The sequence below is a fragment of the Leifsonia xyli subsp. cynodontis genome (assembly GCF_050632205.1).
Taxonomy (GTDB): domain Bacteria; phylum Actinomycetota; class Actinomycetes; order Actinomycetales; family Microbacteriaceae; genus Leifsonia; species Leifsonia xyli_D.
This window is the reverse complement of sequence record NZ_CP192578.1, coordinates 3,299,853-3,323,980: the sequence shown is the minus strand read 5'-3', so window position 1 is coordinate 3,323,980 and position 24,128 is coordinate 3,299,853. Positions and strand designations below refer to the sequence as shown.

Sequence of the window (24,128 nt, the reverse complement as noted above, 5' to 3'; positions counted from 1 at the left end):
CACATGGTCCCCGGTCCCTCGCTGCTGGCGTTCGCGCTCGCGTCGCTCGCACTCATCGTGATCCCGGGTCCGAGCGTGCTGTTCGTGATCGGACGCTCCCTGGCGCTCGGCCGGTTGGGCGGGCTGCTCAGCGTGCTCGGGAACGCGATCGGGATGCTGCCACTGGTGATCGCGGTGGCGCTCGGGATCGGTGCGATCGTCGCAGAATCGCTGGTGCTCTTCACCGTCATCAAGTTCGTGGGTGCCGGTTACCTCGTGTACCTGGGCGTGCAGGCGATCCGGCATCGCCGGCACACCGCAGTGACCCACGAGGCGACGCCGCCGCGCCGATCGCGCTGGCGCATCCTGAGCGAAGGCTTCGTCGTGGGGCTGACGAACCCGAAGTCGCTGGTGTTCTTCGTGGCCGTGCTGCCGCAATTCGTCGACTACCACGCGGGCGCGATCCCCCTGCAGCTGTTCGAGCTCGGCGCCGTGTTCCTGGCGCTCGCGCTCGTCTTCGACAGCATCTGGGCGCTCGCCGCCGGAACGGCGCGTCAGTGGTTCGGCCGCTCCCCCAAGCGGGTCGAACGGCTGGGAGCGACCGGTGGCGTGCTGATGATCGGGCTCGGCGGGGTGCTGGCCGTCACCGGCGTGAAGCACTGACGCCTTGGAACGACGTCAGGGCTCCGCGCCGGATGAAGCGCCCGTCCGGAAACGGCGCTCAGATGTCGCCCGCCGTGGCGACCGGCGCCAGGACGGCACGCGCGAGGGTGTGGAAGTGCGCGTTGAATCCGAGGACGGCCGGGGTCGACTCCGGGTCCAGGTCGAGGCGCTCGACGTCGAGGGCGTGCACCACGATGTCGTAGCGGTGGGTGCCCGTCCCGGGAGGCGGTCCGGCGCCCGTGAAGCTCTTCGAGCGGAGCTCGTTCGACAGCATCGACGCGCCCTGCGGCAGGTTCGCGCCGCCCTCGGCGCCGGCATTCGACCGGAGGTCGGTCACGGACGCGGGGATGTTGAAGACCGCCCAATGCCAGAAGCCCGACCCTGTGGGCGCGTCCGGATCGTGGATGGTCACCGCGAAGCTCTTCGTCTCCGGCGGGAAGCCGGACCACGAGAGCTGCGGCGAGATGTCGCCGCCACCGCCCCCGGCACCCCACTGCTCGCGAGCGAGCGGGCGACCGTCCGCGACGTCGTCGCTGGTCACGGTGAACAGGGGCACTGCGCCGAAGCGCTCCAGGGGATCGTCAGCCATGACGCCAGGCTACGCCCGGCCCACCGGCTCCGCCGTTCGCGCCGGTGAACGCCTGCGGAACCGCCGCGGGATGCCGGCGAGCCCCCACAGCGTGACGCGGAGCATGGCCTCCACCACGATCCCGCCGCCCATCTTGGACGCGCCACGCTCCCTCTCGACAAAGGTGATCGGCACCTCGACGATCCGCAGCCCCGCGTCGTAGGCCCGCCGCGTCATGTCGATCTGAAAGCAGTACCCCTGGCTCTCCGTGCGGTCGAAGTGCAGCGCCCGCAGCGCGTCGGCGGTGAACGCGCGGTAGCCGCCGGTCACATCCTTCACGGGAAGGCCGAGAGCCATTCGTGAGTAGGCGCTCCCACCGCGCGAGATCAGCCGGCGCCGTGCGGGCCAGTTGACCACCCCGCCGCCGTCGACCCAGCGCGACCCGAGCACGACGTCGGCACCGGCCTCGTCGCCGTCGCGGAGCACCGCCAGCAGGCGCGGCAGCTGCTCCGGCTGATGGGACCCATCCGCATCCATCTCGACGATCGTCGAATAGCCGGCATCCAGCGCCCACGTCATCCCGTCTCGATAGGCGGCGCCGAGGCCCTCCTTGCCCGCGCGGTGCAGCACGTGCACGCTCCCGTCGGTGGCGGCGAGCGCATCCGCCAGTTCGCCCGTGCCGTCGGGGGAACCGTCGTCGACGATGAGGACGTCCGCATCCGGCACCGAGGCACGCACGCGCCCGACGATCGAGCCCACATTCTCGCGCTCGTTGTACGTCGGGATGATGACGAGGGTGCGCACGACCCGCCTTTCTGTCAGGGACGAGGCCCGCGGACCTCACCACCCTGTCCTACCAGTCTGAACAGCAGGCGAACGACCCTTCCGGCGCTCACAGGGTCCACGATCCTACGATCGCGGCCCGCGCGGAAGACTCGCCTACGATGAGGCGGTGGCCGTCGCCAAAGTGCTCCTCTTCTATGTCTTCTCCCCGCTCGCCGACCCCGAAGCGATACGGCTGTGGCAGCGCGAGCTCTGCGAACGCCTTGATCTGCGCGGCCGCATCCTCATCTCCCCGCACGGGATCAACGGAACGCTCGGCGGCGAACTGGACGCTCTGAAGCGCTACCTCAGGGTGACGAAGGAGCACCGCTCGCTCCGCGGACTGGAGGCCAAATGGAGCGAGGGATCCGGCCTGAATGCGGACGGCACCAGCCTCGACTTCCCGCGACTGTCGGTGAAGGTGCGCGAGGAGATCGTCTCGTTCGGAGCGCCGGACGAGCTGGTCGTCGATGAGGACGGCGTCGTCGGCGGCGGCACCCGGCTCGACCCGGAGGCGCTCCACGCGCTGGCCGAGACGCGCGACGACCTGGTCTTCTTCGACGGGCGCAACCGCTTCGAGGCGAGCATCGGGCGGTTTCGGGACGCCGTGGTCCCCGACGTCGCGAACACCCGCGAGTTCGTCGAGGCGCTCGACAGCGGCGCCTACGACCACCTGAAGGACCGACCGGTGGTCACGTACTGCACCGGCGGCATCCGCTGCGAGGTCCTCTCCTCGCTGATGAGGTCACGCGGCTTCGAGGAGGTCTACCAGCTCGACGGAGGGATCGCCCGCTACGGCGAGCGCTACGGGGACGACGGGCTGTGGGAGGGCTCACTGTACGTCTTCGACGGCCGGGGCTCGATGACGTTCAGCGATCACGCGGCGGTGCTCGGGCGATGCGCGGTCTGCGGCACGGCGACCGACAGGATGCGCAACTGCGTCGATCCGGCCTGTCGCGAGCAACTCGTGGTGTGCGAGCACTGCGACACGACCGCCTGCGTGGCGCACGCGGCCTGAACGGATCCGCGGGGAGATTCGTCCACATCTCCGAGAGCGAACGGGTTCTCCACCGACCGGCGGGAAGCCTTGGCGCGATTCTCCGGTTGCCGCCATCATGAACAGCATGGATCCGGTCACCACCATCGTCTGGATCGTGTCGTTCGTCCTCGTCACGGTCACGGTCACCGGCCTGTCCCGGAGGGTGGGCTGGTCGGCCCCCGTCGTGCTGGTCGTGGTGGGCGCCGCCGCATCCTTCATCCCGGGGGTCCCCCAGGTGGCGCTGGAGCCCGAGGTGGTGCTGTTCGGCCTGCTCCCTCCGCTGCTCTTCGCGGCGGCGATCCAGACCTCCATCGTGGATGTGCGGGCCAGGCGCGACGGCATCCTCCTGCTCTCCGTCGGTCTGGTCGCGTTCACCGTGATCGTCGTGGGCTTCGCGACCTACCTGGTGGTACCCGCGATCACACTCGCCGCGGCCTTCGCATTCGGGGCGGTCGTGGCGCCGACCGACACGGTCGCGGTCCAGGCCGTCGTCGGCCGCGGCCGCCTTCCTCGACGGCTCGTGACGGTGCTCGAGGGCGAGAGCCTGCTGAACGACGCAACGGCGCTCGTCGCCCTGAACGCCAGCATCGCGGCGATCGTCAGCGTGGTGAACCCGTGGGCGGTCGGAGGCGATTTCGTCCTGGCCGTCGTGGTCGGCATCGGGGTCGGCCTGGTGGTGGGGCTGGTGCTGGCGGTGATCCGCAAGCAGTTGCGCTCGCCCGTGCTCGACACATCGCTCGCCCTCATCACCCCCTACCTGGCGTTCATCCCCTCGCAGTTCCTCCACGGGTCGGGAGTGCTCGCGGTCGTGGTCGCCGGCCTCTACCTCGGCTACCGTTCTCCGACCATCCAGACCGCCGAGGCGCGCATCGCGGAGACGATCAACTGGCGGACCGTGAGCTTCCTTCTGGAGAACGCCGTCTTCCTCTTCATCGGGCTGGAGCTGCGGTCCATCCTGACGACGGCGTTCACCTCGGGGATCACCGTCCCGCAGACCATCGCCATCAGCGTCGTGGTGCTCCTCGCCATCTTCCTCGCGCGGCTGGCCTGGATGGTCGGGACGACCGCGCTTTACCGCTACGGCCCTCAACGGCTCCGCGAGCGCGGCTGGTCGTGGCCGACGGGAATCGCCGTCTCGTTCGCGGGCATCCGCGGCGTGGTGACGCTCGCCGCGGTGTTCCTTCTGCCGACGCAGACGCCGCACCGGGAGTTCCTGCAGTTCCTCGCGTTCGTGGTGGTCATCGCGACGCTGCTCGAGGGTCTCGCGCTGCCCTGGGTCATCCGCCGGCTCAGGCTGCCGCCGCCCGATTTCGCCCAGGAGGCCAGCGAGATGCAGCGCCTGCTCGCCGAGGCGCAATCCGCCGGGCTCGAGCACCTCGAGTCGCAGGTGACGGGCGACGAGGACGAGCGCGTCATCGAACGGCTGCGCATCAACGCGCTGTTCCTCTCGGATGCGCTCGAGAATCCGTCGACCGACGACATGGCCGACCTCCCCCTGGAATACCGGAAGCTGCGGCGCACCATGATCGTCGCGGAGCGGCAGGCCGTCCTGGCCGCGCGGTCGGAGGGCCGGTATCAGGAGCCGGCGGTGCGGTCGGTGCTGGCGTTCCTGGATGCGGAGGAGTCGGCGCTGAAGGCGGGAGGCGCGGACGGGAAGAAGTCGCTCATGTGACGCGGGCGCTCGTGGCGTCCGCTCAGCGGACGATCGTGTCGTCGTTCGGGGCGTCGACGGCGGCCCGCTCGCCGGCGGCAAGCACCCCTTCGCCACCCTGCCGCGCCCGCGTCCGCGCCCGCGTCCGCGACGCACGAGACCCCGCACGCGGTCGGCGCGCCCAGAGCCGCGACGCCTTCGACGAGAGCGCGAGCACCACGAGGATGTCCAGCGCCAGCCCGAGGAGGTTGTTGCGCAACGAGACCTGCGGACCGCCGTTGAAGAAGTCCACGGCCGAGACCACGATGATGAGCGCGCTGTAGGTCATCGCTGCGATCCGGGCCCAGTTGCTGCCGAAGAAGATCAGCAGCGCGAGCAGGAAGTACAGCACCAGCCCGGCGGCGAAGAGCCCCATCGCGATCCCGAGGAGGAGGCTGACCGCGTCACGGGCCGCCGGAGAGACGGATTCCCCCGCCAGCTGCGAGCCGACGAAGCGCTGCCAGTCGAGCAGGTTCAGCACGATGTAGCCGACACCGGCGGCGACACGGAGGGCCATCAGCAGGACCCCGAGAACGGTCGGCACGGGCCGCCGCTCCGCGAGGGCGATGCGCCGAGCGTCCGCGTCCGCCGCGACCGAGGCGCCCAGCGCGTCCACCGGGACCCGGCTCAGATCGATGACGGGCAGGTCGCCGTCCGTCTCGATGGTGTCGCCCCCGCCGTTGCGGGAGTGGTAGCCGGTCGAGAAGTCCTGGATGACCGAGACCTCAACGCCGACGTCCGCATCCACCAGGGTCGACACGATGTGGTCGCGCTCGATGTCGGTGTCCGCGTCGATCTTGTGCGTGATCTGCAGAGTGAACAGGGAGAACCCGACCGACCGGTCGAAGGTCCCGGCCGCGAGCCAGTCGACGCGATGACCGCCGGGGAGCAGCCAGCCGTCCGGGCAGCGCCAGAACCGCACGTGGTGGCGCTTCGCCGGGTTGCCCTTCACCTCCTGCTGGTACGCCACATCCTGCTGGCGCCCGAACAGGAACAACGGGCTGACGGGCGCCTCGTCGTAGCTGCGCCGCAAGAGCGTCGACGAGATGATGCGCCCGCTCGACCGCAGCGTCACGTCGTCGGCACGGGTCCACCCGGCATGGCGCATGGCGTCGTCGAGCTGCGCCTCCGACCCGAGCAGGGCCAGGTTGATCGGGTCGCCCAGCAGGCCGTCGCTCGTCCGGGCACGGCCGATGAAATAGTCCGGCACGTAGATCTCGGTCAGGATGCGGTGCAGCCGCGGCAGCACCAGGTACGCGAGCAGCACCCAGAACAGGACGAAGAAGAGGATGAGGAACCACCCCCACGCGAAGCTCTCGGTGAGCACCAGCCACGCCAGCCACACGGCGGCTGCGCCCCCGAACACGAAGAAGGCGTAGTCCACGGCCGAGCTGACGGAGGCCCGGCGGCGAGACACCGACCGCGTCTTCGGCACCTCCTGCGGCTCCCCCGTGCGGGCCATGGCGCCATCCTAGAGCGCCCGGTGCTCGCGCCGTAGTGTGGGCTCATGACCGACCTGCAGGCGCGCGGCGCCGAACTCCGCCGGCTCCACGACGCACCCGAACTGCTGCAGGTGGTGAACGTGTGGGACGCCATCAGCGCCCGGGTCGTCGCTGGACTGCCCGATACGCGCGCGCTCGCGACGGCCAGCCACTCGATCGCCGCGACGCTCGGCTACGAGGACGGCGAGCACATCCCCCTCGAGCTCATGCTCGACATGGTGGGACGCATCGTCCTGGCCACCGACCTGCCCGTCAGCGCCGACCTCGAGAGCGGCTACGGGAACGCCTGCGAGACGATCCGCCGCGCGATCGGGGTCGGCGTCGTCGGGGCCAACCTGGAGGACCGGATGCGTCCCTTCGAGGAGGCCGTGGCGGAGGTGCGCGCGGCCGTGCGCGCCGGGGAGGAGGAGGGCGTCCCGTTCGCCCTCAACGCGCGCACCGACGTCTTCGTGCGCAACGCCTTCCCGACCGACGACGAGAAGATCGAGGAGTCCGTGCGCCGGGGCCGGGCGTTCCTCGACGAGGGCGCCACCTGCGTGTTCGTGCCGGGCAAACTGGACGAGCGGACGGTCGAGCGCCTTGTCGGCGGCCTCGGCGAGCGCCGGCTCAGCGTGATCGCGGTCCCCGGCTCCCTCTCCCCTGCGCGGCTGCAGGAGCTGGGGGTCGCCCGCGTCTCGTACGGCCCGTGGACGCAGCGGGTGGCTCTGACAGCGCTGCGCGACACCGCCGCCCGGCTCTACGCGGGCGGAGCACTGCCGGAGGGCACTCAGGCGCTGAACTGACGCGTAGGGTGAGCGCATGAGCGACTTCCGGGCGATCGTGATCGAGGAGCAGGTCGACGGCGGACGGGTCACCGCCCACACGGCGGAGGTGCGACGGGTCACCGACGACTTCCTGATGCCCGGCGAGGTCACCATCGACGTCGAGTTCTCCGACCTCAACTACAAGGACGGCCTGGCGATCGCCGGCCGCCCGGGCGTCGCACGCACGTCGCCGCTCATCCCGGGCATCGACGTGGTGGGCACCGTGCAGAGCTCGGAGGACCCGCGGTGGCGCCCCGGCGACCGCGTCGTGCTCAACGGCGCGGGTCTCGGCGAATCGCATCACGGCGGCCTCGCCGAGAAGGCGCGGGTGCAGGGCGACGCGCTCGTCCGCATCCCGGACCCGATCACCTCCGAGCAGGCGGCGGCCATCGGCACGGCCGGCTTCACGGCGATGCTGGCCGTGCTGGCACTCGAACGCACCGGCGTCGATCCGCACGAGGTCGCCGACAGCGGCAGCAGCATCCTGGTCACCGGCGCAGCGGGCGGTGTCGGCTCGGTCGCCGTGGCGCTGCTGTCGAAACTGGGTTACCCGGTCACCGCATCCACCGGCCGGGTGGATGAGGCGAGCGACTACCTGACGGACCTGGGCGCGTCGGCGATCATCGACCGTTCCGAGCTCGACGCCCCCGGGCGGCCGCTGCAGTCGCAGCGCTGGGCGGGCGCCGTGGATTCGGTGGGCAGCCAGACGCTGGCGACCGTCCTGGCGCAGACGCGGTACGGCGGAACGGTCGCCGCCTGCGGCCTCGCCCAGGGGCCGGACCTGCCCACCACCGTGCTGCCGTTCATCCTCCGCGCCGTGACGCTCGTCGGCATCAACTCGGTGGAGGCTCCGGCCGCGATGCGGGAGACCGCCTGGCGGCGCCTCGCCGCCGACCTGGACGAGGAGTCGCTCGCGGCGATGACGCGGTTCATCACGCTCGCCGAGGCCATCCCCGCGGCCGACGACATCCTGGCCGGGCGACTCCGCGGGCGCACGGTGGTGAACGTCCGCGCCTGAGCACGGCCACGGTGGACCGGTCGGTATGCTGGCGCCATGATCGTCCTCGCCACCGTCGTGGTCACCCTCGCCGCCGCGCTCCACATCGCGATCTTCTTCATGGAGAGCGTCGCCTGGACCCGGCCGTCGGTGTGGCGGCGGTTCGGCGTCGCCAGTCAGCAGGCCGCCGACACGGTGCGCCCGATGGCGTACAACCAGGGCTTCTACAACCTGTTCCTCGCGATCGGGGCGGTCGTCGGGCTGATCCTGTACGGCGTCGGCCAGCACGCCGCGGGTCTCGCGCTCATCATCTTCGCGACGTCGAGCATGATCGCGGCGGCCGTCGTGCTGACGACCACCGGGCGCGGGTACCTCCGTCCGGCGCTCATCCAGGGCATCCTGCCGCTCATCGGACTGGTGCTGCTGATCATCGGGATCGTCAACGGCGAGAGCTGATCCGGCTCAGCGCAGCGCCGGGTCGACCGACTCGGGCCGCAGGCCGCGGCCGATCAGCCGCGAGGCGACCTGCTGCACTGCGGGCGTGAGCCCGGCGACCGCCAGCCGCAACGGCGCAGGCAGCGGGTCGGGCAGCAGGCGCACGCCCTCCGGCCGGGAGATGAAGCGGTGCGCCGCGAGCTGGATGCGCTGCATGCCGGCGACCGGGGGCATCCGCCGCCGTTGGATGCCGTCGAGCAGGCGGAGGTCCACCTCTCCGGCGGCGGGGTCGCGCAGGGTCGCGGCGAGTGCGTTGGCGGTCGCCACCGCATCCTGCACGGCGTAGTTGACGCCGACCCCGAAGGCCGGGGACATCGCGTGGGCCGCGTCGCCGATGGCGAGGTAGCCACGGCGGTACCAGCGCGGCAGACGGTCGATCTGGACACTGAGCAACTTCAGCTGGTCCCACTCGGTGATGGTCTCGAGCACGGAGCGGAGGTGCGGAGCCGGTCCGGCCACCGTGCGCCGGAACTCCTCGAGACCCGCATCCTGCAGCGCCGCGAATCCGCCCTTCGGGATGATGAGCCCGACCTGCAGGTACTCGTCGCGCTCGATCGTCACCACCATCCCGCCGGCACCGAGGTAGGCGAGGGTGTGCGGCGGCAGCTCCCGGGGCTTCGGGAGGCGGAACCACACCACGTCGATCGGCACGCCGAACGTCCGCGGGCGCAGCCCCGCCTGCTCGCGGAGCTCCGAGCTGCGGCCGTCCGCCGACACGACGAGCCGTCCGCGCACCTCCACCTCGCCCTGGGGTCCGCGCGCCCGCACGCCATGGACCGCGCCGTCCGCCCAGAGCAGCTCCGTCGCTTCGGTCTGCATCAGCAGGCGGAAATGCGGGCTGCCCGCCGCCTCCTGCGCGAGGAAGGACAGGAAGTCCCACTGCGGCGCGAGCACGAGGAAGTCGTCGGGAGGCTGCAGCCGCCCGAAGTCGATCGGATGCAGCCGGTTGCCGTTGACCACGACGTCGAGCGAATGGACGCTCGTATGCGGCAGTCCGAGGAAGCGCTCGCGCAGGCCCAGCTGCCCGAGCACGCCGATCGTGGACGGATGGATGGTGTCGCCGCGGAAGTCCCGGAAGAAGTCCGCGTGCTTCTCGAGCACCACCACATCCACACCGTTGCGGGCCAGGATGAGGCCCAGCATCATCCCGGCAGGACCGCCGCCGGCGATGACGCAGGTCGTGTGCACCGTCTCCATGCTCGGCAGCGTATCCTCCCGGCATGGCCATCATCGGCAGCTTCCTCGTCGCGGCCGCGGCGCTGGTGCACCTGGCGTTCTTCGCGATGGAGAGCATGCTGTGGTCGATGCCCGCCGTCTGGCGCCGCTTCGGGCTGTCATCGCAGCGGGATGCGGACGTCGTACGGCCGATGGCGTACAACCAGGGCTTCTACAACCTGTTCCTTGCGGGAGGGACGGTCGTCGGACTGGTGCTGTACTGGACGACGCTGCGGCAGGTCGGGTTCGGGCTGATCTTCTTCTGCGGCGTGTGCATGGTGCTGGCGTCGCTCGTGCTGGTGACGACGGGTCGCCGGTTCTGGGGCGCGGCGCTGCTGCAGGGCGCGCTGCCGCTGGCGGGTCTCATCCTGTTCGTCGTCGCCGAGAACGCGTGACGGCCTCGCCGGCAGCCGTCAGTCGATGACCTCGCCGGTGGCCAGCTCGCTGCCGTCGACCCGCAGCGCCTCGACGAGACGGGCGGCGTGCGGGGTCGACACGATGATGCGCGAGTACTCCTCGCCGTCGAGGTCGATGACCACGGCCGCGCGCTGCTTGCCCTTGATGAGCAGGAAGTCCTTTCCGCCGTGGAACTTCCACGTGCCGACCGACAGCGTCAGCGGAACGGCGGCGCCGGGCGCGCGGATGCCGCGGATCCAGATCCACGGATCCTCGGTGATCGCGACCGACCGGATGCTGTCGCGCGGCACCACGAGGTCTTCGCGCTTGACGGACAGCACCTTCTCGGCCCGCGTGAGGTGGATCTCCAGGCGGTCGGGGTGAACGTGCAGGTCGGCCATAGGTCTATCCTGCCAACCCGGCCGCCCGCGCGGGGCAAAAGGAACCTCACAAACCGATTACTTTCCGGGCACCGGATGCTCGCCGTGCGCTGGCATGTATCCTTCTGGTCGTGGCAACGCAGCGACGAACTCCGGGTTCGCAGACTTCACTTCGTGAAGCCAACCGAGCCCGTATCGTCGACGCGATCAAGAAGCACGGCGGCCTGACCCAGGTGGAGTTGGCCGGGGCCACGGGGCTCTCCCCCGCGACCGTCTCCAACATCGTCAAGGAACTGTCGACGTCGGGCGTGCTGCACACCACCCAGAGCATCCGCTCGGGCCGCAGGGCGCAGCACGTGACGCTGGCGCACGCCCTCGGGCTGGTGGTCGGCGTCCACTTCTCCACGCGCCACCTGCGGGTCGCCCTGGCGGACGTGGCCCACACCGTCGTCGCCGAGAACCACATGCCGCTCGCGCGCGACCACCGTGCCGACAACGAGCTCGACAAGGTCTCGCTGCTGCTGAACGACATGCTGGAATCGGTGGACGCATCCCGCGACGACCTGCTCGCGGTCGGCATCGCCGTGCCCGCGCCGATCGACCGCGCCACGGGCACCACCGCCCGCAGCGGCATCATGCGCGGGTGGGACGGCGTCGTCATCGCGGAGTCGATGGAGCGCCGCATCAAGCGGCCGGTCTTCGTCGACAATGCGGCGAACCTCGGAGCCCTCGGCGAGTCCCGCTTCGGGGCGGGCCGCGGCAAGCGCAACACGATCACGCTCGACATCGGCGACGGCATCGGAGCCGGCCTGATCCTGGGCGGCCAGGTGTTCCGCGGCAACCACGGCGTGGCGGGCGAGTTCGGCCACACCGTCATCCGCGAGAACGGGCCGATCTGCCGCTGCGGCAACCGCGGCTGCCTGGAGGCGATCGCGGGCGGACCCGCCATCCTGGACGAACTGCGCGACCACCTGGGCAGCCTCAAGCTGGGCGACGTGGTGCTGCAGGCGATGGCCGGCGACGCCCGCTGCATCCGCGCGATCGGGGATGCGGGCAAGCACATCGGCGTCGCGACGGCGAACCTCTGCAACATCCTGGACCCCGAGCGCGTGGTCGTCGGCGGCGAACTCTCGCGGGCCGGCGAGCTTCTGCTCGGCCCGATGCGGCACGCGGTCGAACGCTCGATCATCGTCAACCCGGACCTCATGCCGGACATCGTGCAGGGGCAGCTCGGGACGCGCGCCGCTGCGCTCGGCGCGGTCGCCTACGCCGTCGACTGCGTGTCGATCGGCTCCGGCGGCGTCTCGTACTGAACGCGCTCCCACGCTGTCCCCCGAAGACGTCTCGAACCGTTATCGAAACCTTGGATTCAACTCTTGACGCCAAATCCGCCACCTGGCACACTCAACGCAGCCGCCAACGAAGGCGGTCCCGAATCGGAGGTTTTTCAATGAAGATCGCCACCAAGAGAGCGGTCATCGCGTCGGCCGCGATCCTGCTCACAGCCGTCACCCTCACAGCGTGTTCGAACGGTTCCGGCAACAGCTCGGGCGGAAGCACGAAGGACGCCGCCAACGCCCAGATCGGTCTCCTCCTTCCCGACTCCGTCACGGCTCGCTACGAGTCGGCGGACAAGCCCTTCTTCGAGGCCAAGGTCAAGGAGCTCTGCTCGGGCTGCAAGGTGCTCTACGCGAACGCCGACGGCGACGCCAGCAAGCAGCAGCAGCAGGCGGAGTCGATGCTGACGCAGGGCGTGAAGGTCCTCGTCCTCGACCCGTTCGACGGTGAGGCGGCCGCCTCGATCGTCGGCGAGGCGAAGGCGAAGAACGTGCCCGTCATCTCCTACGACCGCCTGATCAACAGCCCGGACAGCGACTACTACATCTCGTTCGACAACGAGAAGGTCGGTCAGCTGCAGGGCCAGGCGCTGGTCGACAAGCTCAAGAAGGACGGCGTGCCCTCGGGCGCCGGCATCCTGATGGTGAACGGCTCGCCGACGGACAACAACGCCACCCTGTTCAAGAAGGGCGCGCACAGCGTCATCGACTCGAGCGGCTACAAGGTGCTCGCCGAGTTCGACACCCCCGGATGGGACCCGGCCAAGGCCCAGGACTGGGTGTCCGGTCAGGTCTCGCAGTTCAAGGACCAGATCAAGGGCGTCTACGCGGCGAACGACGGCACCGGCGGCGGCGCGATCGCGGCCATGAAGGCGGCCAACGTCAGCCCGCTCCCCCGGTGACCGGTCAGGACGCTGAGCTCGCGGGCATCCAGCGCATCCTCGCAGGCGACCAGTACATGACCGTCTACAAGGCCCTCCAGCCGGAGGCCGAGAAGGCGGCCGAGCTGGCCGTCTCGCTCACCAAGGGCGACAAGCCGAAGGGCGACACCACGGTCAACACGGCCGGCGGCGCGGCGATCCAGTCGTTCCTGCTCACCCCCGTCGCGGTCACGGTCGACAACATCGAGAGCACGGTCGTGAAGGACAACTTCTACGGCTCCGACTCCGTGTCGAAGATCTGCACGGCCGACTACAAGGCCGCGTGCGACAAAGCCGGCATCAAGTAACCCGAAGGACGATCCCGGCCCGGGCTGCGCCCATCCCCCGAGGATGGCGCAACCCGGGCCGGGTGGTTCCGATCTAGCCTGAGAACAGAAAGCATGCTGCGCACAGCTCGAAGGAGAACGCCGTGACCATGGAATCCGCCATCGTGGACGAGGAGCGGTCGACCCGCCGGCCCGTCCTCTCCCTTCGCGGGGTCTCGAAGGGGTTCGGCGCCGTCCAAGCGCTCACCGACATCCACCTCGACGTCTATGCGGGCGAAGTGGTCGCCCTGGTCGGCGACAACGGAGCCGGCAAGTCGACCCTCGTCAAGATCCTCGCCGGGGTGCACCCGCAGGACGCCGGGACGATCGAGTTCGACGGGCAGGAGGTGAGCATCCCCTCCCCCGCCGCCTCCCGCGAGCTCGGCATCGCGACCGTCTTCCAGGACCTGGCCCTCTGCGACAACCTCGACGTGGTCTCGAACCTGTTCCTCGGGCGCGAGATCAGCAAGGGCACCCTCGACGAGGAGGAGATGGAGAAGCGCTCGTGGAGCCTGCTCCGACAGCTCTCGGCCCGCATCCCCTCCGTCCGCATCGCGGTCGCATCGCTGTCCGGAGGTCAGCGCCAGACCGTGGCGATCGCGCGTTCCCTCATCGGCGAGCCGCGCGTCGTGATCCTCGACGAGCCCACCGCCGCCCTCGGCGTCGCGCAGACCGCCGAGGTGCTGAACCTGATCGAGCGACTGCGCGAGCGCGGGCTCGGCGTCATCCTGATCAGCCACAACATGGCCGACGTGCAGGCCGTCGCCGACCGGGTGGCCGTGCTCCGCCTCGGCCGCAACAACGGCGACTTCCGGGTGCCGGAGGTCAGCTACGAGGAGATCATCTCCGCCATCACCGGCGCCACGGACAACGTGGTCGTGCGCCGCGCCGAGCGGCTCATGGAGGCCGAAGAATCCACCGAACGGAGCCCGGAAGCATGACGAACGCATCTCGAACCTCGTCCTCGGCGGCAGAGACGCCGGCCGAGCTCGCCGCGGACCTGCAGGACGAGCGGCTCATCCGCGAGGAGGGCCTCGGCGGGGCGGTGCGCGCCTTCGGGCGACGCGTGCGCGGCGGCGACCTCGGCTCGCTGCCGGTGGTCATCGGCCTCGCGGTGATCTGGGTCGTGTTCCAGATCCTCAACCCGAACTTCCTCAGCGCGAACAACCTGGTCAACCTGACGCTGCAGTGCGCGGCGATCGGCACCATCTCGATCGGCATCGTCCTCGTGCTGCTGCTCGGCCAGATCGACCTGTCGGTCGGCTCGGTCAGCGGTGTCGCGGCGGCCATCCTCGGGGTCGGCTTCACGCAGCTCCACTGGCCGCTGTGGCTCACGGTGATCGTCGCCATCCTGGCGGGATCGGCGATCGGTCTGCTCTACGGCTTCCTGTTCACCCGGTTCGGCGTACCGAGCTTCGTGATCACGCTGGCCGGTCTGCTCGGCTTCCTGGGCCTCCAGCTCTGGATCCTCGGCGCGAACAGCTCGATCAACATCCCCTACGACTCGTGGATCGTGAAGTTCGCCCAGCAATGGTTCCTCCCGCCGTGGGCGGCGTACGCCCTGGCGGTGATCGCCGCGGCCGGGATGTTCTACTCGGACTTCCGGCGCAACATCCGGCGCCGCAAGGCAGGGCTGTCGGAGGGCTCCATGACCGTCGTGGCGGTGAAGGCGGTTCTGCTGCTCATCGGGCTCTGCATCAGCGTCTGGTACCTGTCCACCGACCGCGGGACCGGGGCGATGTTCCTGTTCTTCGTGATCCTGGTGGTCGTGATGAACTTCCTGCTGACCCGCACCCGCTGGGGGCGCTCGGTATTCGCGGTCGGCGGCTCGGTGGAGGCGGCACGCCGCGCAGGTATCCGGGTCAACCGCGTGTTCATCAGCGTCTTCATCCTGTGCTCGACGTTCGCGGCGGTCGGCGGGCTGCTAGCCGCGGCGCGCCTCGCGTCGGTGGGCGCGGGGTCGGGCGGAACGGACACCAACCTGAACGCGATCGCAGCAGCCGTGATCGGCGGCACCAGCCTCTTCGGCGGACGCGGCTCGGCGTGGTCGGCGCTGCTCGGCATCCTGGTGATCCAGTCGATCTCGAACGGCCTGACACTGCTCAACCTCGACTCGTCGTACCGCTTCATGATCACCGGTGCGGTGCTGCTGCTCGCGGTCATCATCGACTCGCTGTCGAGGCGGTCGCGAGAGTCGCACGGCCAGGCCTAGCTGTACTGGGTCATGACGTTGGTGTCACTCGGCTGATGGGGGTTGCTCCGATGCCGGTGTGGATGCGTTCAGTGTTGTAGTAGTTGAGCCAGGGTGCAAGAGCTTCGGTTCGTGCTTGGTTGCTGGTGAAGATCTGTCGGTATGCCCATTCGGTGGCGAGGGTTCGGTTGAGTCGTTCGACTTTTCCGTTGGTCCACGGGCAGTGTGGTTTGATGAAGCGCTGTTCGGCGCCGAGTGCAGCGACGGCGGTCTTGAAATCGGTGGAAAGCCGGTAGGCGAACGCGTTGTCGGAGATGACGCGTTCGATCTTGGGGATGCCGCAGCTGGCGAAGAATTCGGCGGCTCGGAGGAGAACACCGGCGGCGGTCTTCCCGGTCTCGTCGTCGTGGATTTCCGCGTAAGCAAGCCGGCTGTGATCGTCGATGACCGCGTGAATGTAGTCGAACCCGATCGGTGTTCTACTGCGGCGTGAGCGGTGATTGATGGTGGTTTGGCCCTCTGCCCGCCAGCCGCCCCCGTCGGGGATCCGACCGAGTTTCTTCACGTCGACGTGCACCAGCTCGCCGGGTCGTTCGCGTTCATAGCGGTTTGTGGTTGCCCGCGAGGCCCGGATGAGCTCTCCGGTCAGCGGGTCACACCACGACAGGCGGGGAACATGATGGCGCAGGAGAATCCTGGACACGGTTCGCGTTGGGACACCGGTCACCGTCGAGATCCTCGCCGGCCCTTGCCGCAATCGTTCCCTGGCTGCAAGAACGGCCTGCTCGCGTTCCAGGCTGGTTCGAGAGGGGATGACCTCGGACGCGAGGACCGATCGGCCAACCCGGCGACACCCTCGGCGAGGAATCGGCGAACCCATCGATGGGCGCATTGCCGAGAAACACCAAGTTCTTTGGCAACGTGCGCGACCGGCCTGTGATCGGTGACGACACGTTCGACGAGCAAGCTCCTGCCATGAACGGTCAGGCGGGCATTACCGTGGGACACGAGAACCTCCGGGAAGTGAGGGAACTAGACAGCTCCACTAGACCCGGAGGTTCTCCCCTTCCACAAGACCAAAAGCGTCACCAACGTCATGACCAAGTACACCTAGCGCCCGGTCCCGCACGCCAGGCGGGCGTGGGAGAGTGGTGGGATGACCCGGACCACCACCTTCCGCGCCCGCCTGCTGCGATCCGGCGCGGAACCGCAGACGGTCACGGTGCGGTCGTCGTCCGACGCGCCGCCGCGCACCCTGCGCCGCGCCGCCGGGGGTGGGGGGACGCTGAACTTCGACGTCTACGCGCTGCTCGACGCCGACGGGTGGCCGGCCTCCGCGACGTACACGTATGTGGAGTCGCTGTCGCGGGAGCCGGCCGCGCCTGACGCGTGACGCGGCGGGGCGCCGCGCCCACCCGAGTGGTGAGAAGATGCTCGAATTCGGGCCGAGTGGCGACATGATGTCGCCACTCGGCGGGAGGCGGGATCGGCGGACGGGCGCGACCCGGCGCGGGCGAGCGGGGTCAGCGGGTGGTGGCGGCGGCCGCCGCCCGGGCGGCGGCGGGGATCGCGTCCAGGATGCGCGTCACCGCGGCGTCGTCGTGCGCGGCGGTGACGAACCAGGCCTCGAACACGCTGGGCGGCAGCGAGACACCCTGGTCGAGCATCGCGTGGAAGAACGCCCGGTAGCGGAACGCCTCCTGCCGCTGCACCTCGGCGTACGTGCGGGGCGCGCGGTCGTACGCGCCGAAGACGAAGCTGAACAGGTTGCCCGCGCGCTGAACCCGGTGCGCCACCCCGGCATCGGTCAGTGCGTCGGAGACGCCATTCGAGATCGTCGCGGCGACGACGTCGAGCCGGTCGTAGACGGCCTCGTCGGCGTTCGCCAGCGTCGCCAGACCCGCCGCGACGGCGACCGGGTTCCCGGAGAGCGTGCCCGCCTGGTAGACCGGGCCGGCCGGAGCCAGGAAGTCCATCAGCTCCGCGCGTCCGCCGAGGGCCGCCAGCGGCATCCCGCCGCCGATGACCTTGCCGAAGGTGACCAGGTCGGGCGTGTAGCCGCGGTCGAGTCCCCAGAAGCCCGCGTCGCTGACGCGGAAGCCGGTGAGCACCTCGTCGAGGATGAGCAGGGCACCGAACTCGTGCGCCAGGTCCGCGAGGGCGGCGTTGAAGCCCTCATCCGGTGGGACCACGCCCATGTTGGCAGCGGCCGCCTCGGTGATGACGGCGGCGATGTCGGGGCCCTGCGCCTCGAAGACCGCGCGCACCGCATCCAGGTCGTTGTACGGCAGCACGATGGTCTGGGCGGCCGTCGCCTCGGTGACCCCGGCGGAACCGGGCAGCGCGAGTGTCGCGAGCCCCGATCCGGCCTCGGCGAGGAGGCTGTCGGAGTGCCCATGGTAGTGGCCGGCGAACTTGATGAGCAGCGGGCGTCCGGTGAACCCGCGCGCCAGGCGGATCGCGCTCATCGTCGCCTCGGTGCCCGTGGACACCAGGCGGAGCTTCTCGATGAACGGCACGCGCCCGATCACGGTCTCGGCCAGCACGGTCTCGGCGGGAGTGGACGCGCCGAACGACAGTCCGCGCGCGGCGGCCTGCTGCACCGCCTCCACGACGGCGGGATGGGCGTGGCCCAGGATGGCCGGACCCCACGACGCGACCAGGTCGACGTACTCGCGGCCCTCCGCGTCGGTCACGTACGGACCGCGGGCCGAGACGAGGAACCGCGGCGTGCCGCCCACGGAGCCGTAGGCGCGCACGGGCGAGTTGACGCCGCCCGGAATGACGCGCTGGGCGCGCTCGAACTGCTCCAGATTGATGTCGTTCATCGCAGCCACCCCGCCACCTCGGTCGCCCAGTAGGTCATGATCGCGTCCGCGCCGGCGCGCTTGGCGCCGACCAGGGTCTCCTCGATGATGCGGTTGCGGTCGATCCAGCCGTTCGCGGCGGCCGCCTCCACCATCGCGTACTCGCCCGACACCTGGTACGCCCACACGGGCACGTCGCTGATCGCCGCGACGTCACTGAGCACATCCAGGTAGCTGAGCGCCGGCTTGACCATCAGGATGTCGGCGCCCTCCTCCAGGTCGAGGCGCGCCTCGCGGAGGCCCTCACGGCGGTTCGCCGGGTCCTGCTGGTAGGCGCGGCGGTCGCCGGAGAGCTGGGAGTCGACGGCCTCGCGGAAGGGGCCGTAGAAGCCGGACGCGTACTTCGCCGCGTAGGCGAGGACCACGACGTCCGTGTGGCCCGCGTCGTCGAGCGCCTCGCGCACGGCGGCGACCTGGCCGTCCATCATGCCGCTGAGGCCCAGCAGCTGGGAGCCGGCCTCGGCCTGCGCCACGGCCATGTCGCGGTAGCGGAGCAGCGTGGCATCGTTGTCGACGTGCCCCCGCGCATCCAGCACGCCGCAGTGGCCGTGGTCGGTGAACTCGTCGAGGCACAGGTCGGTCTGCACGACCAGCGCGTCGCCCACCTCGTCGGCGAGGACGCGCGTGGCGACGTTCAGGATGCCGTCGGGGTCGGTCGCGGCGGAGCCCACTGCGTCCCGGGTCTCCGGCACGCCGAACAGCATCAGTCCGCCGACGCCGGCCTCCGCCGCTTCGTTCGCGACCCGCTTCAGCGAGTCGAGGCTGTGCTGGGAGACGCCGGGCATCGAGCCGATCGGGACGGGCTCGGTCGCGCCCTCGCGCACGAACAGCGGGAGGATCAGCTCGGAGGGGTGGAGGCGGGTCTCGGCGACCAGCCGGCGCATCGCCGGGGTCTGCCGCAGCCGTCGGGGGCGGATGACGGGATGCAGTTCACTCACTCACGTCAGCCTACGCCCGGATCGCTGAGGGTCCTCCGAGCGCGGGTCAGTCGTCCCGCTGCTGGGCGAGGAAGAGTTCGCGCTCCCGGAGCTGCTCGCGCAGCAGCTCGTCGTACTCTTCTTCCAGCTCGCCGACCCGGCGGCCGGCGTGCCTGACGTTCTCGTCGGCGACGTCGGCTGTGCGCCGGAGTGCCTCCCGGAATCCAGGATCATCCGCCACTCCGTGGTACGCGCTGAAGTGGTAGAACGTCTCGCGCACCTGCTCGACTCGGGATCGGTAGTGGCCGATGTACTCCTCGGCTCGCTCGATCCGCTGCCGCGCCGTCCTGCGCTGCTGCTCCTGGTCGTCCTCCAGCTCGTACAGCGATCGGTGGGTCGTCATCGTATGCTGTTCACCCCCTTCGCGTAGTCGCTCTGCGCCCGCAGTTCGCCGATACCGCGCTTGACCGTGTCGGCGACGGCACCGGCGAGGACCGCGTTGCTGACGTCGGCGGTCCCGAGGGTGAAGCCGATGCCTGCGGCGGCCGAGGCCACGATCGCGGACTCGCTGAGCTTCACGGCGGCATAGCCCGCCTGGACCAGCGGCGGCATCACGCTGTTCAGGAGCCCGACCGTCGCCCCGTGAACCTGTTCTTCGATCCAGTCCTGGACCTCTTCCACGCCCGCCCGCACCTCGCGGTCGAGCCCGTCGAAGAGCTCCTCCACGAAGGTCGCCGGGTCGATTACACCGTTACCGGACATGAGACCCCTATCCCGCGAGACCGAAGGAGAGGGCCCACCGCGCATCCTGCTCGACAGTGTGGAGCACGGACCGGGTGATGCCCTCCCTGAGCTGCCCGACGCGGTCGACGTGGTGGTCGACGAGCCGGTCGACCTCACGGACAGCATGTTCGTCGACGTTCAGGTCGACGCGCAGACGGTTGCCCTCGACACAGCTCTCGATGTCGTACGCAGTGACATAGGGCAAGGCCGTCGCAGCGTTCTTCGCGGCCACCAGTCCCTCCTCCATCCGGGGGACGATCCGGCCATTGGCCAGCTTGATCTGAGCCAGGGCGAGCCCGGTGTTGCCGATACTGGCCGCGAGACCCAGGGCGGACGCCGTGTTCACCGCGACCAATGCACCAGCTGCATTCTTGGCCAGCGACCGCATGGCCGCCGGACTACGCGCGATCCCCGCGAGCATCGAGATGCCGAGAGGAAGGGCTGCGGAGGCTCCCGGAATGACTTCGTCCACAACGTTGGCGATGATGTCCTCGAGGCTGTGGCCCTTCACGCCGGCGCCCTCGATCGAGCCATCGGGGTTGGGCGTGAACGCCCCGTTCTTCCCGAGGTTGTGATATTCGAGGGTGGGGCGGCCCGGCCGATCGCCGACGTAGATGGCGGCACCCGTCCTGTTCCCGAAGATGTTGCCGACCACGTCCCAGACGTTGACGTAGTTGTGCAGCCGGCTGCGCCCGGCCTTCGCGTCGGCCGCGATCCGGTTCCGGGCCTGCGGGGACAGATGGTCGTACGGGTCCGGTGCATTGAAGGTCGTGGAATCCCAGTCGTTCTCCCCTGCGACCAGGAGCGCGAGAAGCCCGCCCAGCGAATGGCCCGCGGTGGTGATCGACGACCCCTGATGCTTTACGCGCACACGTTCCGCGAAGAAGAGGGCGTCGAGCACCTGCGAGCCCACGCCCTGCTGCCCGCCGACCACGGTCTCGACGTCTTCCATGAGGTCAGCGCGATGATCCGGATTGGTGCCCGCATACGCGATGACGATGTGGTCTTCGTCGACGACACCGTGCACGACCGGCGCGACAGCCATCGCCTGGAAGCCATTGACCGGATTGTCCTCGGTATCGAGCACCCGATACACCCGCTCACCAGCTGCAGTGTAGACCCTGATGAAGGAGTCCTTCACAGTCGGGGGGTCCTGCCACAAGCGATCCACCTTGTAAGCCTCATCGGCCAGATCCATGTACTCCTCGGGGGTCGTCACTCGATCAGCTCCGAGGTCCCGTCGCTATAGATCACGGTCAATGCAACTCGCGCGAAAGGCGTCGGTGCGTCAGGCGGCATACCGGTTCCGCCCACGTACGACACGCTTCTGCCATCCGGCCCTATGATCACGTAATAGTCAGAGCCGCCGACTGTTGCGATGGCGTTGACGCTCCACGACGCGCCGAGCCCCGGTCTGCCGCCATCCCGAGTGAACCGGATCTTCTCGACATTCGGTTGAAACTTGTCCCGGAAGACGATCGCGGACTCCCGCTGCAATTCCTTCACCGGAGGGTCTGGCGTCATGAGGCGATCTCCAATCAACGAGCAGGCCGTCAGACCCGCAATCAGGCAGGCGCTCAGCAGCAGAGCAGTCGCTATCCGTACTCGGCGCATGTCAGCCCGTCCTTTGCATGAATCGGTCGAGCTACTGCGCAACCCGGACCGGACGGAATCAAGCCCGTCACCTTGATAGACGGGCGGTTCTACAGATCATGACGACTGCGGGACCACCTTCGTTCATTCGCTAGCTTCAGACACTCCGTCGCTGCAGATCAGCGTCGGCAGGCGAGCCGTCGGGAGCGTTGCCGCGGTCGGAGACCTGAGCACAAGCGGTTCGCCGGTAATCTGCATCTGCGAGCCCCGAATGCGCTCGTCGGTAGTCACTCGATCACCTCGGACGTTCCATCGCTATAGATCACGGTCAACGGAACACGCGCGAAAGGCGTCGGCGCTTCAGGCGGCACACCGGTGCTACCCACGTACGACACGCCTCCGCTATCCGGCCCGATGATCACCAGGTAGTCCACGCCCGCCACCGTGGCCACAGCGTTCACGCACCAAGGAACACCAAGCCCTGGCCGGTTGCCATCCCGGGTGAACCGAACCTTCTCCACGTTCGGTTGCCACTCATCCCGGTAGACGATCGCGGACTCCCGCTGCAATTCCTTGACCGGAGGGTCTGGCGTCATGAGGCGATCTCCAATCAACGAGCAGGCCGCCAGACCCGTGACCAGGACGATGGCCGCCAGGACCGCGCTTGCTACCCGCACCGCCCGCATCTCTGCTCCATCTCCTGAACCGAGCGGTCGGACCACACCCGATCATGACCGCACGGGCGACGCCCGTCACTCTGTCAGACGCGACGTTCTACCGATCGTGACGCAAACCCGGCGCACCCGACGGACCCCGCACCCTAGCGGGACTCCGTCGGTCACCCTCAGTAGTCGTCGTCGCGGTCGTCGCCTGCGCGCGCGAGCGCGACCTGCACCACCGCGTCGATGAGGGACGCGGCGGTGCGCTCGGCGGCGATCACGTCCACGCGCAGGCCGAACGCACGCGCATCCCGTGCCGTCTGCGGGCCGATCGCCGCGATCAGGGTCGACTCGGGCACCGGGCCCAGCTGCTCCTGCACCTGCTCCGCCACCGAACCGCTGGTGACGAGGATGGCCTGCACGAGTCCGTCGCGCACGTCGCTGACGACGTTCTCGGGGACCGGCACACCGACGGTGCGGTAGGCGACGACCGACTCGACATCGTGCCCGATGCGACGCAGACCCTCGGTGAGCAGCGGCTTGGCGATCTCGGAACGGAGGGTCAGGATGCGCAGCGGGAAGGCGCCCTGCGTGGCGGCCTCCCACTCGGCGAGGAGGCCGCGGGCGGAGTTGTCCTCCGAGGGAACCAGGTCGACGCGGTAGCCGGCGGCGGCCAGCGCCGCGGCGGTCGTCTCGCCCACGGCGGCGACCCGCGTCGACGGCGGGACGACGGCGCGCTGGGCACTCAGCACATCCACCGTGGTGGCGCTGGTGACGGTCATCCAGTCGAACTCGCCGTTCGCGAGCCGCGTCAGGGCGGCCTCGAGGGCCGGGGCGTCGGCCGTCGGGGCGAAGTTGATCATCGCGGCCACCACGGGCGACGCGCCCTTGGAGCGGAGGTCGGCCGCGACCGAGTCGCCCCACGGACCGCCGCGCGGCACCAGCACTCGCCAGCCGGCGAGCGGTTTCGGAATCGGCGCGGTGGTGGTCATCGGGTGCTCCCGAGCGGCGCCAGGTCGGCCGCGCCCGCCGCCAGCAGTTCGGCCACCACGCGGGCGCCGACATCGCGCGCCGCCTCGTCGAGGTGGGCGGCGCTGAGCGAATCGGGGGTCGCGGCGTGGGATGCGGTGAGGGACTCGGACCCGTCGGGCCGGTACACCGTCGCCGTGAGGAACAGCAGCCCGTCGTCGACGAGGGCGGTCGCACCGATCGGCGCGGCGCATCCCGCCTCGAGTCCGGCCAGCACGATCCGCTCCGCGGCGGCCGACGCGTGCGTCGTCACGTGGTCGACGGCGGAGAGGGCCCGGGCGACGGGGCCGCGGCCCTTCTCGTCGCCGGCGCGCGCCTCGAGGGCGAGCGCGCCCTGGCCCGGTGCGGTCGGCATCAGCGAGAGCGGGAAGAAATCGGTCACGGCATCGAGGCGGCCGAGGCGCGTGAGGCCGGCGGCGGCCAGCACCACGGCATCCAGGTCGCCAGACGCCACCTTGCCGAGGCGGGTGTCGACGTTGCCGCGGAGGTCGACGATGTCGAGGTCGGGGCGCTGCGCCTTCAGCTGCGCGACCCGGCGCGGGGAGCCGGTGCCCACGCGGGCGCCCTCGGGGAGCGTCTCCAGCGTCAGGCCGCCGCGCGCGCAGAGCGTGTCACGCGCATCCGCCCGCTTCGGGATGGCGCCGATGACGAGGCCGGGCGCCGGAGCGGTCGGCAGGTCTTTGAGCGAGTGGACGACGAGGTCGACCTCGCCGGCGAGGAGCGCATCCCGCAGGGCGGTGGCGAAGACGCCCGTGCCGCCGAGCTGGGCGAGCGACTCGCGCGAGACGTCGCCGTGGGTGGTGACCGTGACGAGTTCGACGTCGGCGCCGGTCGCGCGAGCCATGGACTCGGCGATCGCGGTCGTCTGCGCGACGGCCAGCGCACTGCCGCGGGTGCCGACGCGGAGCACCCCGTCGCGGCGAGGCGCGGCGGAGTCGACCATCGTCACGGATCCGG

Annotated in this window: 27 protein-coding genes and 1 pseudogene; 13 read left to right on the top strand and 15 right to left on the bottom strand. The window is 69.8% G+C overall.

Annotated features, from left to right (window positions below; translation table 11 throughout):
* The first annotated feature begins 3 nt into the window (after positions 1-3).
* Complete coding sequence (locus ACQ86M_RS16670) at positions 4-642, top strand: LysE family translocator (RefSeq protein WP_431246229.1); 639 nt, start codon at positions 4-6, stop codon at positions 640-642.
* A gap of 58 nt (positions 643-700) precedes the next feature.
* Here the strand turns inward: ACQ86M_RS16670 and ACQ86M_RS16665 are convergent, their stop codons facing one another.
* Positions 701-1,231, bottom strand: a complete 531-nt coding sequence (locus tag ACQ86M_RS16665; RefSeq protein WP_431219714.1) for a YbhB/YbcL family Raf kinase inhibitor-like protein — start codon at positions 1,229-1,231, stop codon at positions 701-703.
* 9 nt (positions 1,232-1,240) lie between these two features.
* Positions 1,241-2,014, bottom strand: a complete 774-nt coding sequence (locus tag ACQ86M_RS16660) for a polyprenol monophosphomannose synthase (RefSeq protein WP_431219713.1) — start codon at positions 2,012-2,014, stop codon at positions 1,241-1,243.
* Positions 2,015-2,162: 148 nt separating this feature from the next.
* Here ACQ86M_RS16660 and ACQ86M_RS16655 point away from each other — a divergent pair, with 148 nt between their 5' ends.
* Both ACQ86M_RS16655 and ACQ86M_RS16650 read left to right on the top strand, forming a co-directional pair.
* Entirely contained in the window at positions 2,163-3,050 is an 888-nt protein-coding gene (locus tag ACQ86M_RS16655; protein WP_431246228.1) for a rhodanese-related sulfurtransferase, read from the top strand.
* Between the two features lie 106 nt (positions 3,051-3,156).
* Positions 3,157-4,743, top strand: a complete 1,587-nt coding sequence (locus tag ACQ86M_RS16650) for a Na+/H+ antiporter (RefSeq protein WP_431246227.1) — start codon at positions 3,157-3,159, stop codon at positions 4,741-4,743.
* Between the two features lie 22 nt (positions 4,744-4,765).
* Here ACQ86M_RS16650 and ACQ86M_RS16645 read toward each other — a convergent pair whose 3' ends face one another.
* Positions 4,766-6,223, bottom strand: a complete 1,458-nt coding sequence (locus tag ACQ86M_RS16645) for an LssY C-terminal domain-containing protein (RefSeq protein ID WP_431246226.1) — start codon at positions 6,221-6,223, stop codon at positions 4,766-4,768.
* Between the two features lie 45 nt (positions 6,224-6,268).
* Here ACQ86M_RS16645 and ACQ86M_RS16640 point away from each other — a divergent pair, with 45 nt between their 5' ends.
* From ACQ86M_RS16640 to ACQ86M_RS16630, 3 genes are read left to right on the top strand one after another with little or no spacing between them, the layout of a single operon-like run.
* A complete protein-coding gene (locus tag ACQ86M_RS16640) occupies positions 6,269-7,045 on the top strand; it encodes an isocitrate lyase/PEP mutase family protein (RefSeq protein ID WP_431246225.1) in 777 nt (258 codons plus the stop codon).
* A gap of 16 nt (positions 7,046-7,061) precedes the next feature.
* Complete coding sequence (locus ACQ86M_RS16635) at positions 7,062-8,084, top strand: MDR family oxidoreductase (protein ID WP_431246224.1); 1,023 nt, start codon at positions 7,062-7,064, stop codon at positions 8,082-8,084.
* 36 nt (positions 8,085-8,120) lie between these two features.
* Positions 8,121-8,519: a DUF1304 domain-containing protein gene (locus tag ACQ86M_RS16630; RefSeq protein WP_431219706.1), complete on the top strand. Its 399-nt coding sequence runs from the start codon at positions 8,121-8,123 to the stop codon at positions 8,517-8,519.
* A gap of 6 nt (positions 8,520-8,525) precedes the next feature.
* On the opposite strand, the gene ACQ86M_RS16625 is transcribed toward ACQ86M_RS16630, so the two are convergent.
* Positions 8,526-9,755 (bottom strand): FAD-dependent oxidoreductase, encoded by a 1,230-nt coding sequence (locus ACQ86M_RS16625; protein ID WP_431246223.1) that lies wholly within the window; start codon positions 9,753-9,755, stop codon positions 8,526-8,528.
* A gap of 23 nt (positions 9,756-9,778) precedes the next feature.
* On the opposite strand from ACQ86M_RS16625, the gene ACQ86M_RS16620 reads away from it, so the two are divergent.
* The gene (locus ACQ86M_RS16620; protein WP_431219704.1) at positions 9,779-10,168 is read left to right on the top strand and encodes a DUF1304 domain-containing protein; all 390 of its coding nucleotides are present in this window, start codon (positions 9,779-9,781) and stop codon (positions 10,166-10,168) included.
* Positions 10,169-10,186: 18 nt separating this feature from the next.
* Here ACQ86M_RS16620 and ACQ86M_RS16615 read toward each other — a convergent pair whose 3' ends face one another.
* A complete protein-coding gene (locus tag ACQ86M_RS16615; protein ID WP_431219703.1) occupies positions 10,187-10,570 on the bottom strand; it encodes a hypothetical protein in 384 nt (127 codons plus the stop codon).
* A gap of 110 nt (positions 10,571-10,680) precedes the next feature.
* Here ACQ86M_RS16615 and ACQ86M_RS16610 point away from each other — a divergent pair, with 110 nt between their 5' ends.
* The 5 genes from ACQ86M_RS16610 (at position 10,681) to ACQ86M_RS16590 (ending at position 15,344) form a co-directional block, all read left to right on the top strand.
* On the top strand, positions 10,681-11,862 hold the full coding sequence (locus ACQ86M_RS16610) for an ROK family transcriptional regulator (protein ID WP_431246222.1): 1,182 nt from the start codon (positions 10,681-10,683) through the stop codon (positions 11,860-11,862).
* Positions 11,863-11,999: 137 nt separating this feature from the next.
* Positions 12,000-12,788, top strand: coding sequence for a substrate-binding domain-containing protein (locus tag ACQ86M_RS16605; protein WP_431219700.1), 789 nt, complete (start codon positions 12,000-12,002; stop codon positions 12,786-12,788).
* Entirely contained in the window at positions 12,785-13,114 is a 330-nt protein-coding gene (locus ACQ86M_RS16600) for a D-xylose-binding protein (protein WP_431219699.1), read from the top strand. Before ACQ86M_RS16605 ends, ACQ86M_RS16600 begins: the two co-directional genes overlap by 4 nt.
* A gap of 128 nt (positions 13,115-13,242) precedes the next feature.
* On the top strand, positions 13,243-14,073 hold the full coding sequence (locus tag ACQ86M_RS16595; RefSeq protein WP_431221515.1) for an ATP-binding cassette domain-containing protein: 831 nt from the start codon (positions 13,243-13,245) through the stop codon (positions 14,071-14,073).
* Positions 14,070-15,344: a sugar ABC transporter permease gene (locus ACQ86M_RS16590; RefSeq protein WP_431219698.1), complete on the top strand. Its 1,275-nt coding sequence runs from the start codon at positions 14,070-14,072 to the stop codon at positions 15,342-15,344. Before ACQ86M_RS16595 ends, ACQ86M_RS16590 begins: the two co-directional genes overlap by 4 nt.
* A 10-nt stretch (positions 15,345-15,354) precedes the next feature.
* Here ACQ86M_RS16590 and ACQ86M_RS16585 read toward each other — a convergent pair.
* Positions 15,355-16,331 (bottom strand): annotated as a pseudogene (locus ACQ86M_RS16585) (IS481 family transposase).
* Between the two features lie 148 nt (positions 16,332-16,479).
* On the opposite strand from ACQ86M_RS16585, the gene ACQ86M_RS16580 reads away from it, so the two are divergent.
* Complete coding sequence (locus tag ACQ86M_RS16580) at positions 16,480-16,716, top strand: hypothetical protein (protein WP_121263242.1); 237 nt, start codon at positions 16,480-16,482, stop codon at positions 16,714-16,716.
* Between the two features lie 130 nt (positions 16,717-16,846).
* On the opposite strand, the gene hemL is transcribed toward ACQ86M_RS16580, so the two are convergent.
* The 9 genes from hemL to hemC all read right to left on the bottom strand — a co-directional run bounded on the left by hemL (position 16,847) and on the right by hemC (position 24,114).
* A complete protein-coding gene (hemL, locus tag ACQ86M_RS16575; protein WP_431219697.1) occupies positions 16,847-18,151 on the bottom strand; it encodes a glutamate-1-semialdehyde 2,1-aminomutase in 1,305 nt (434 codons plus the stop codon).
* Positions 18,148-19,074: a porphobilinogen synthase gene (gene hemB, locus ACQ86M_RS16570; protein WP_431221514.1), complete on the bottom strand. Its 927-nt coding sequence runs from the start codon at positions 19,072-19,074 to the stop codon at positions 18,148-18,150. The genes hemL and hemB overlap by 4 nt, the downstream gene beginning before the upstream one ends.
* A 100-nt stretch (positions 19,075-19,174) precedes the next feature.
* Positions 19,175-19,510: a hypothetical protein gene (locus ACQ86M_RS16565; protein ID WP_431219696.1), complete on the bottom strand. Its 336-nt coding sequence runs from the start codon at positions 19,508-19,510 to the stop codon at positions 19,175-19,177.
* Positions 19,507-19,833, bottom strand: a complete 327-nt coding sequence (locus ACQ86M_RS16560) for a hypothetical protein (RefSeq protein WP_431246221.1) — start codon at positions 19,831-19,833, stop codon at positions 19,507-19,509. The genes ACQ86M_RS16565 and ACQ86M_RS16560 overlap by 4 nt, the downstream gene beginning before the upstream one ends.
* Positions 19,834-19,876: 43 nt before the next feature.
* Positions 19,877-21,109, bottom strand: coding sequence for a hypothetical protein (locus tag ACQ86M_RS16555; RefSeq protein ID WP_431246220.1), 1,233 nt, complete (start codon positions 21,107-21,109; stop codon positions 19,877-19,879).
* The gene (locus ACQ86M_RS16550) at positions 21,106-21,504 is read right to left on the bottom strand and encodes a hypothetical protein (RefSeq protein ID WP_431219693.1); all 399 of its coding nucleotides are present in this window, start codon (positions 21,502-21,504) and stop codon (positions 21,106-21,108) included. Before ACQ86M_RS16550 ends, ACQ86M_RS16555 begins: the two co-directional genes overlap by 4 nt.
* A 266-nt stretch (positions 21,505-21,770) precedes the next feature.
* Positions 21,771-22,169 carry a hypothetical protein gene (locus ACQ86M_RS16545; protein WP_431219692.1) on the bottom strand — a complete coding sequence of 133 codons (399 nt, stop codon included), beginning with the start codon at positions 22,167-22,169 and terminating at the stop codon, positions 21,771-21,773.
* Positions 22,170-22,327: 158 nt separating this feature from the next.
* Positions 22,328-23,134, bottom strand: coding sequence for a uroporphyrinogen-III synthase (locus ACQ86M_RS16540; RefSeq protein ID WP_431219691.1), 807 nt, complete (start codon positions 23,132-23,134; stop codon positions 22,328-22,330).
* On the bottom strand, positions 23,131-24,114 hold the full coding sequence (gene hemC, locus ACQ86M_RS16535; protein WP_431247906.1) for a hydroxymethylbilane synthase: 984 nt from the start codon (positions 24,112-24,114) through the stop codon (positions 23,131-23,133). The genes ACQ86M_RS16540 and hemC overlap by 4 nt, the downstream gene beginning before the upstream one ends.
* Positions 24,115-24,128 lie beyond the last annotated feature (14 nt).